6 protein-coding genes are annotated in these 9326 nt (G+C 65.2%); 5 read left to right on the plus strand and 1 reads right to left on the minus strand.

Annotated features, from left to right (window positions below):
- Window positions 1-56: 56 nt before the first annotated feature.
- Window positions 57-518, minus strand: a complete 462-nt coding sequence (locus ACQR07_RS25020; RefSeq protein WP_434868200.1) for an Lrp/AsnC family transcriptional regulator — start codon at window positions 516-518, stop codon at window positions 57-59.
- Between the two features lie 138 nt (window positions 519-656).
- Between ACQR07_RS25020 and ACQR07_RS25025 the strand changes: the two genes are divergently transcribed.
- The 5 genes from ACQR07_RS25025 (at window position 657) to ACQR07_RS25045 (ending at window position 9237) form a co-directional block, all read left to right on the plus strand.
- Window positions 657-3041 carry a transketolase gene (locus ACQR07_RS25025; protein ID WP_434904775.1) on the plus strand — a complete coding sequence of 795 codons (2385 nt, stop codon included), beginning with the start codon at window positions 657-659 and terminating at the stop codon, window positions 3039-3041.
- A 304-nt stretch (window positions 3042-3345) separates the two neighbouring features.
- Window positions 3346-4884: a hypothetical protein gene (locus ACQR07_RS25030; protein ID WP_434904776.1), complete on the plus strand. Its 1539-nt coding sequence runs from the start codon at window positions 3346-3348 to the stop codon at window positions 4882-4884.
- Between the two features lie 218 nt (window positions 4885-5102).
- The gene (locus tag ACQR07_RS25035; protein WP_434868203.1) at window positions 5103-5360 is read left to right on the plus strand and encodes a hypothetical protein; all 258 of its coding nucleotides are present in this window, start codon (window positions 5103-5105) and stop codon (window positions 5358-5360) included.
- A gap of 55 nt (window positions 5361-5415) precedes the next feature.
- On the plus strand, window positions 5416-7605 hold the full coding sequence (locus tag ACQR07_RS25040) for a peptidase domain-containing ABC transporter (RefSeq protein ID WP_434904777.1): 2190 nt from the start codon (window positions 5416-5418) through the stop codon (window positions 7603-7605).
- A gap of 201 nt (window positions 7606-7806) precedes the next feature.
- Window positions 7807-9237: an aldehyde dehydrogenase family protein gene (locus tag ACQR07_RS25045; RefSeq protein ID WP_434904778.1), complete on the plus strand. Its 1431-nt coding sequence runs from the start codon at window positions 7807-7809 to the stop codon at window positions 9235-9237.
- Window positions 9238-9326: the final 89 nt, after the last annotated feature.

The following is a 9326-nucleotide window of genomic DNA, read 5'->3' on the forward strand; positions in this document are numbered from 1 at the left end:
AGTATGGGTCCCGGCGTTCGCCGGGACGACGGCGGTGGGTGGCGAGGCGGTTCGGCTCACACCGGCAGAGCGATGGAGTACTTCACCTGACTCAGCGCAAAGCTCGACTCGATCGAGGCGATGCCGTCGAGCCTTGTCAGCTTGGTCTTCAGGAACGCCTCGTAGGAGGAGAGATCAGCCGCCACCACGCGCAGCATGTAGTCGCGATTGCCCGTCATCAGATAGCACTCGAGCACTTCGGGCCAGGCGGAGATCGCCTTTTCAAAGCGCTTGAGGTCCTCCTCCTTCTGCCGCGCCAGCTTGATGGAGATGAAGACGGAGACGTGCAGCCCGAGCGCTTTCTGGTCGACGGTGGCGATGTAGCGGGTGATGACGCCGCGCTCTTCCAAGAGCTTGACGCGGCGGTGGCAGGGCGACACCGACAGGCCGACCTTGTCGGCGAGCTCCTGCATGGTGATGCGTCCGTCCGCCTGGAGATGGCCGAGGATCTTGCGGTCGATGGCGTCGAGGTCGGGCATTGGAATGGGTCACCGGAAAGGGCGGCTTCGATGGGAAAATATCCCAATAATGGCGTCCTGTGCGCGATATTTTGAGAATTTCGGCCGCCGGAGGAGGATTAAAATGGCTCATTCAACAAACCGTCCGGGAGCAGCGCCATGGCCAGGCCATCCGCATCGTCAGCATCCGCACCGTCAGACCGTCTCGACATCCTGAACGCGCTGACCCGCAAGGCGCTGTGGCTGTCGTCCTGGACCATCCACCACGCGAACCACATCCGTCCGAACACCGACGGCCTCAAGGTCGGCGGCCATCAGGCCTCGTCGGCCTCGCTGGCGACCATCATGTCGGCGCTGTACTTTTCGGTGCTGCGCCCGGAGGACCGCGTTGCGGTGAAGCCGCATGCGAGCCCGGTGTTCCACGCCATCCAATATCTGTTCGGCCGTCAGACAAGAGAGAAGCTGGAGAATTTCCGCGGCTTCAAGGGCGCGCAGTCCTATCCATCGCGGACCAAGGATGTCGACGACGTCGACTTCTCGACCGGCTCGGTCGGCCTCGGCGTGGCGCAGACGCTGTTCTCGTCGCTGGTGCAGGACTACGTCAAGGCACACGGCTGGATGAAGGACCGCCGCGAGGGCCGCATGATTGCGCTGGTCGGCGATGCCGAGATGGACGAGGGCAACATCTTCGAGGCGCTGGCCGAGGGCTGGAAGCACGGCCTGCGCAACACCTGGTGGATCGTCGACTACAACCGCCAGAGCCTCGACGCCGTGGTGCGCGAAGGCCTGTGGGAGAAGTTCGAGACCATGTTCCGCAATTTCGGCTGGGACGTGGTGATCGTCAAATACGGCCGGCTGATGCGCGAGGCGTTCGCGGAAGCAGGCGGCGAGGCGCTCAAGCGCTGGATCGACAACTGCCCGAACGCGCTCTACGCGGCGCTGTGCTTCCAAGGTGGCGCCGCCTTCCGCAAGCACATCCAGGACGAGATCGGCGACCAGGGTGACGTGACGCGGCTCTTGGACAAGCGCAGCGACGACGAGCTGCTGGCGCTGATGAGCAACCTCGGCGGTCACGACATGGCGAGCATGCTGGAGGCATTCGAGTCCATCGACCACGATCGTCCGGTCTGCTTCATCGCCTACACCATCAAGGGCGTCGGACTGCCGTTCCAGGGCCACAAGGACAACCATGCCGGCCTGATGACGGTGGCGCAGATGGAGAAGTGGCGCGCGCAGCAGAACATTCGCCCGGGCCACGAGTGGGACAAGTTCGAAGGCCTGACCCAGGACGCTGCGACGCTGGAAGCGTTCCTCGCGGCCGTGCCGTTCAACCGCGACGGCCGCCGGCTCGATGACGCCGTGCTCGACGTGCCCCAGCGGCTGACTTTCACGGCGGCAGCGCAGATGTCGACGCAGCAGGGCTTTGGCCTGATCCTCAACGATCTCGCGCGCAGCGACACCGCGATGGCCTCACGCATCGTGACGTCGTCGCCCGACGTCACCGTCTCGACCAATCTCGGCGCCTGGGTCAACCGCCGTGGCCTGTTCGCGCATGCCGAGAAGGCCGACCTTTTCCGCAGCGAGAAGATCCCGTCGACCTTCAACTGGGCGGCCTCGCCGAAGGGCCAGCACATCGAGCTCGGCATTGCCGAGATGAACCTGTTCATCATGGCCTCGGCGCTCGGCCTGTCGCATTCGATCAACGGCGCGCGGCTGCTGCCGATCGTCACGCTGTACGATCCCTTCATCGAGCGCGGCCTCGATGCGCTGAACTACGCCTGCTACCAGGATGCGCGCTTCATGGTGGCGGCGACGCCGTCGGGAGTCACGCTGGCGCCGGAAGGCGGCGCGCACCAGTCGATCGCGACGCCGTTGATCGGCATGGCGCAGGACGGGCTGTCATCGTTCGAGCCGGCCTTCGTCGACGAGCTCGCCGCGATCATGAAATGGGGTTTTGCCCACATGCAAGCCGTGGCGGGCGAGGGCGGCTCGCTATATCTGCGGCTGTCGACGCGCACCATCGATCAGCCGCAGCGGATCATGTCACCGGAGCTGGAAGCCGACATCGCCGCAGGCGCCTATTGGCTGCGCAAGCCGGGCCCGAATGCGGAGGTGATCGTCGCCTACACCGGCGCGGTGGCGCCGGAGGCGATCGAGGCGACCGGCCTGATCGGCGAGTCGCGCCGCGACGTCGGCCTGCTCGCGATCACCTCGGCCGACCGGCTGCATGCCGGATGGACGGCGGCGCGCAGCCTGCGGCGGCACCGCCGCGGCGTGCAGCATCTCAGCCATGTCGAGCAGCTGCTGGCGCAGCTGCCGCGCGATTGCGGCATCGTTACCGTGATCGACGGCCACCCGGCGACACTCGGCTGGCTCGGCTCGGTGCGCGGCCATCGCGTCGAGGCGCTGGGCGTGGAGAAATTCGGCCAGACCGGCACGATCGACGATCTCTACCGCCACAACGGCATGGACGCGAACGCGATCATCGACGCCGCCGAGAGCCTCACCGGCGCGCCGGTGCGGCATCGCAAGATGGCGGTGTGAGGGGAGGCAGTCGATCAGATGTCCAAACAGCGCACGCCTCCCTCGCTGGCGGCGAGAGAGGCGGGCTGAGCAAGCGGAGGCAAAAGGTTCGTGCTGAAATCAACAGCTGAAATAGGGGTCGACCAACTGTCCGTTATGAAATCGGTTCGGGCGTTGTCCGAACATCACCCGATCCGCTGATGAGAATAGCCGGGCTTCTGACGGCTCATTGTGAAGCAGTTCACATTTGCGCAGGATTTTCTTGCGGCCTTGAGATGCCTGTTTTTTCAGCGATTTTTGCGATAACGGCCGGATTCTCGACGGGATGACTATGGTCCCGATTGCAGCAGATGCTTCGGTGTGGCTCGAAAGCGACGTCGCGAGGGCATTCGGGCGGCGACGGGGTAGACGCGTAGTTCCGGCACCCCTAGTTTCGCGCGGTGAGCTGGCGATCGACGAGCTGTTGCGTGAGATGCTGAACCTGAAGGCCGTGGGACAGAGTGTCGAGACGCAGGTCGTGAATGCGGCGCGGCGTCTGCGCCCCGCGGTCAGTCGGAGCGCGACGGCAAGGGCGGGAGTCGAAAGCGGGCCTCTGCCGCAGCTTCGCAGCGAAGTCTATCGCGAGATCATCAGCGCCCCGCCACCGCTGCTGGTTCGTGCCGGCGCTGTCGTCACCGCGATCGCGCTTGCGACGGTGCTCATCGTCGCGAGTCTCGTGCCTTATCCTTCCGTCGTCGGCGGCCGTGCGCATGTCGTGTCCGCCGAAATGCCGGTGACGCTGCTCAGCCGCGGCAGCGGCAAGCTGGCCCTGCTCACGGTGAAAGACGGCGACCAGGTCGAGCGCGACCAGATCCTGACCGTGCTCGACGACGGCAGCGACGTGCGTCAGCTGCTGCAGCTCGCGCAATGGCTCGCCGATCTTCCGGCGGATCTGTCGCAGAGCGCTGCGCTTCCGACGCTGCCCGCGGTGACCCCGGCGCGGCTCGGCAGCGCGGCAGCTCCGCTGCTTGCGGTGGTGCAGGCGCTCGGCAATCTCAAGACCTTCCGCGCCTCGACCGAGACGTCCGACCAGGTGGCGCAGCTGCGGCAGGTCGTGGCGGCCTACCGGCAGCTGGTCGGTCAGTTTGCCGACAAGGAAAATGCCGCGGAGGCCTCGCTGAAGGCCGACCAGCGCATGCAGGCGGGCCGCGAGACCCTGATCGCCAAGGGCCTGGCCGCCCCGGCCTATCTCGACAGATTCGAACAGGGCAAGCAGTCGCAGCGCGACCGCGTCGCCGAGGCGCGCATCGCCACCGCCCGTCACCTCGCGACCATCGCCTCGACCGAGCGCGAGATCAGCGCGCTGCTGTCAGCTCATCGCGACCGCGACACCGAGATGGTCGGGCGGCTGTCGAGCGCGCTGCGCGATCTGCGCGGCGTGATGCAGGAGTGGGATCGTATCAACGTCATTCGCGCACCGCAGGCAGGCCGCGTACGGTTGTTCGGTCTCTGGTCCGAAGCACAGAACATTCGTTCGGGTGACACGTTCGCGATCGTCGAGCCGGTTCATTCGACGCCGTCGGCGTTTGCGTTCATTCCGGAAGCGGGATTCGGCAAGGTCAGGCTCGGGCAGAAGGTCGTGATCCGACTCGATGCCTATCCGCGGCTCGAATTCGGCCAGCTCGAGGCCAGGGTGGCCGCGATCAGCGCGGTCGCGATCGAGGGCAAATACAGGGTTCTGCTCGATCTTCCGAATGGACTGACGCTGTCGAGCGGCAAGACCGTGCAGTTCGCGCAGAACATGGACGGCGATGCACGGATCGAGGTGAACAATCTACGGCTGATCCAGCAAGTGTTCGCGCATCTCGCGTCGTGGACCGAGTAGTACGAAGGCCGGGCGATTAGTTCACGCACCGGACGTCGTGATCTGCAACGTGATCGTACGACAACAGCCGGACACGAAAATGCCGTGGCTGCAGTGATTTCGCGTTGTCGTGGCGACTATGCATGCCATCATTCATTGGCCGGCTTTTGGGGATAGGGGACCGGTGGATAAAGCAAACCGCGGCGGCAGTGTCGCACAGCAGGAAAGGCATCACATCCATGCAGACTGATCTCGCGCAGGGACAGGCGCGCAGGCTTTCGGACGACGAGCTTCGGCAGATCACCGGCGGCAACTTCGCGCTGGCGACCGGCCTCAGTGCCATCTTCTCCGGCTTCAATGCCGTCCTCAAGGCGGTGGAAGGGCTTGTCGTGAAGGCGTCGCACAACAATCCGAAGGTCATCTCCGGCATCAACACCTTCAACCAGATCACGACCGGCGTCGAGAACGTCGCCGTCGGCGTCGCACAGATCATCTGAGCCCGCGTTCGTCGGGCCGTCGGCGTTCGGCGGCCCGGCGTCCGGCTTGCGTAGCATGGCCGCGTTTCCTCATTATCAGCAACCGGATGCGACGAGCTGCGGGCCGACCTGCCTGCGCATCGTCGCGCGTCATTACGGTAAGCTCATTCCACAGGCTGAGGTGGAGGAGATTGTCCACAAGAGTCGGCACGGTGCCGACCTGCTGTCGATCTGCAAGGCGGCGGAGGAGATCGGCTTTCGCACGCTGCCGGTGAGCTGCGATCTGGTGGCGCTGATCGAGCAGGACCGCTTTCCCTTTCTCGTCCATTGGAAACAGAATCATTTCGTCGTCGTCCACCGCATCAGCGGCGGCCGCGTTCATGTCTCGGATCCGGCGGCGTCAGGCCTGATCGATCACTCCTTCGAAGACTTCCATCAGGCGTGGGCCACTCATATCGAGAATGATCGGCCGGTTGGCGTCGCCGTATTCTTCGAGCCGACGCCAGCCTTGCGCGACTGGCATTCGTCCAGCGCGCAGCCGTCCACACCTTGGCGGCATCTGCTGAACTATGCACTGGCGCATCGCGAGCTCGTGGTCCAGCTCATGATTGCGACCGGCGTCGGCTGCGCGCTCGCCTTCATCGCGCCGTTCCTCACCCAGTCGCTGGTCGATCAGGGCATCGAGCGCGGCGACGTCTCGCTGGTCACCGTGCTGATCGCTGCCCAGGTCTGTCTGATGCTCGGGCAGACCACGATCACGCTGATCCGCGGCTGGCTGATGCTGTACCTGTCGTCGCGGATCAGCATCGCGATGATCGCCGACTTCCTGCAGACGATCCTCAATTTGCCGATGAGCTTCTTCGATGCGCGCACCACCGGCGATGTGATCCAGCGGCTCAACGACAACCACCGCATCGAGGGCTTTCTTACCTCGGGCGTGCTGGAGGCGGCGTTCTCGCTGCTGACGCTGATGGTCTATGCCATCGTCATTGCGACCTACAGCTGGATGATACTGCTGATCTTCCTCGCCGGCGCCGTCCTCAACATCGCCTATGTCACGCGCTTTCTTGCGGCCCGCCGGCGTATCGATCACCAGCGCTTCGGCGAGGCCGCACAAGCCCTGGCAACCGAAATGGAGCTGGTGCAGGCGGTGGCGGAGGTCAAGGCGACCGGGGCGGAGACGCAGAAGCGCTGGGCCTGGGAGCATGTCCAGGTTCGGCTGTTCAAGGTTCAGCTCGCGGCGATGAAGCTGCAGCAGTTCCAGCAAGCCGGATCGGCGCTGATCTCGTCGAGCACCTCGATCGGCGCCAATGCATTCGCCGCCTACGCCGTCATCCGCGGCGACCTGACGCTCGGTGCCATGATGGCGCTGACCGCCATGCTCGGGCAGATGACCGCCTCGCTGGACCATCTGGTGTTCCTGGTCCAGCGCGCCCAGGATGCCGTGCTGAGCCTGAGGCGGATCACGGAGGTGCATGCAGCGGAGCCGGAGGATCGGGCCGACAGGGTCTATGCCCCGGTGTCGAGCGGCGACATCGTGCTCGAGGATGTCTCGTTCCGGTATGGCAATCCCAATTTGCCGCCGGTGCTGGATCGGATCTCGCTGGTCATTCCGGAGGGCGGAATGACGGCGATCGTCGGCGCCAGCGGCAGCGGCAAGACGACGCTGCTCAAGCTGCTGCTCAAATTCTACGAACCGGAGAGCGGCGAGATCCGGGTTGGCGATACGCCGCTGAGCCAGCTCCGCGCCCGCGATTGGCGCGACGTCTGCGGCGCCGTGATGCAGGATGGCCATGTGTTCGCCGATACGATTGCGCGCAACATCGCCCTGACGGACGAACGCATCGACCGGCGCCGGCTGCTATGGGCAGCCGATGTGGCGAATGCGCGAGGTTTCATCGAGCGGCTGCCGACGGGCTACAACACCAGGATCGGTGAGAACGGCCTCGGCCTGTCGGGCGGTCAGATGCAGCGGCTGCTCATCGCGCGGGCGATCTATCGCCAACCGCAGCTACTGTTGCTCGACGAGGCGACGTCGGCGCTGGACGCCAGCGCGGAGGCTACGGTGTCGGCCAATTTTGCCCGGCTGACGGAGGGATTGACCAAGGTGGTGATCGCCCACCGTCTGAGCACGGTGCGCAATGCGGATCAGATCATTGTGCTCGATCGCGGACGCATCGTGGAGACGGGGACGCACCGGCAGTTGGCTGCAGGCCGCGGGCTCTATTTCAATCTCGTCCGCAACCAGCTCGAGATTGGCGCCTGACCGCCTCGCATTGTGCACCGCAAGACGATCGGGGCTGATGAGCGCGGGCTGACTTGCGCGCAGCGCGGCCTTGCTCCTATATCCGCGGGACGCAACCCCGGTCCCCGCATGTGGCGGGTTCATCCCGCGGATCGCACGTGCCAGGATGCCGGCCCGCGCGCTGCCGCCCTCCCATATGCTTCCACGTGAAGAGGTTTTCCGATGGTCAATCGCCTGCAATTCTACATCGACGGCGCCTGGGTCGATCCGGTCGTCAAGAAGTCCACCCCGGTCGTGAATCCGGCGACCGAAGAGGCGATGTACGAGGTTGCACTGGGCTCCAAGGCCGATGTCGACAAGGCCGTGGCTGCCGCCAAGCGCGCCTTCGAGACCTTTTCGCAGACGAGCCGCGACGAGCGCGTCGCCCTGCTCGAGAAGGTCATCGCGATCTACAAAGGCCGCATGAAGGAGATCGGTGCGGCCGTCTCCGACGAGATGGGCGCGCCGCTGCCGATGGCCGAAAAGCTGCAGGCCGGCGCCGGCCTCGGTCACCTGATGTCGACGCTCGATGTGCTCAAGAAGTACGAGTTCGAGGAAACGCTGCCGTCGTCCGTGGTGGTGCGCGAGCCGGTCGGCGTGGTCGGCATGATCACGCCCTGGAATTGGCCGCTCAACCAGATCGCCTGCAAGGTCGCGCCGGCGCTGGCCGCGGGCTGCACCATGATCCTGAAGCCGTCGGAGTTCACGCCGACCTCGGCGCTGATCTTCGCCGAGATCCTGCATGAAGCCGGCGTGCCGAAGGGCGTGTTCAACCTGGTCAACGGCCTCGGGCCGGAGGTCGGTGCTGCGATGAGCGAGCATCCGGACATCGACATGATCTCGTTCACCGGCTCGACCCGCGCCGGCATCGACGTCGCCAAGCGCGCTGCGCCGACGGTGAAGCGCGTCAGCCAGGAACTCGGCGGCAAGTCGCCGAACGTGATCCTGGAGGGCTCCGACCTGACCAAGGCGGTGACCGGCGGCGTCATGCACATGTTCAACAATTCCGGCCAGTCCTGCAACGCGCCGTCGCGCATGATCGTGCCAGCCGCCCGGATGAAGGAGGTCGCCGCCATCGCCAAGGGCGTCGCCGACAAGACGAAGGCGGGTGATCCGCGCGGCGAGGGCACCACGATCGGCCCGGTCGTCAATCGCGGCCAGTGGGACAAGATCCAGGCGCTCATCAACAAGGGCATCGAGGAGGGCGCAACCCTGGTCGCCGGCGGTCCGGGTCTGCCGGAGGGTGTCAACAAGGGCTTCTATGTCCGCCCGACGATCTTCGCCGACGTCAAGCCCGAGATGACGATCTCGCGCGAGGAGATCTTCGGGCCGGTGCTGGTCATCATCGGCGCGAGCGACGAGGCGGAGGCGGTCAAGATCGCCAACGACACGCCCTATGGGCTCGCCGGCTACGTCACGGCGCCCACGATCGAGAAGGCCCGCGAGGTCGGCCGCAAGATCCGCGCCGGCAACGTCAATCTGCAGGGCGTTCCGAACGACCGCACCGCGCCGTTCGGCGGCTACAAGCAGTCCGGCAACGGCCGCGAGTGGGGCCGGTTCGGCTTCGAGGAGTATCTCGAGGTCAAGGCCGTCGCGGGCTACAACGCGGCCTGATCGGTGAGAGTGCGTAGAGCCCGTGAGCCAATTGAGTTTTTGGGCTCATTGATGGCGAAGATTGTGACAGCCGCAGGATGACCGTGCTG

Origin of the sequence: Bradyrhizobium sp. HKCCYLS20291 (genome assembly GCF_051167715.1) — a bacterium.
Taxonomy (GTDB): domain Bacteria; phylum Pseudomonadota; class Alphaproteobacteria; order Rhizobiales; family Xanthobacteraceae; genus Bradyrhizobium.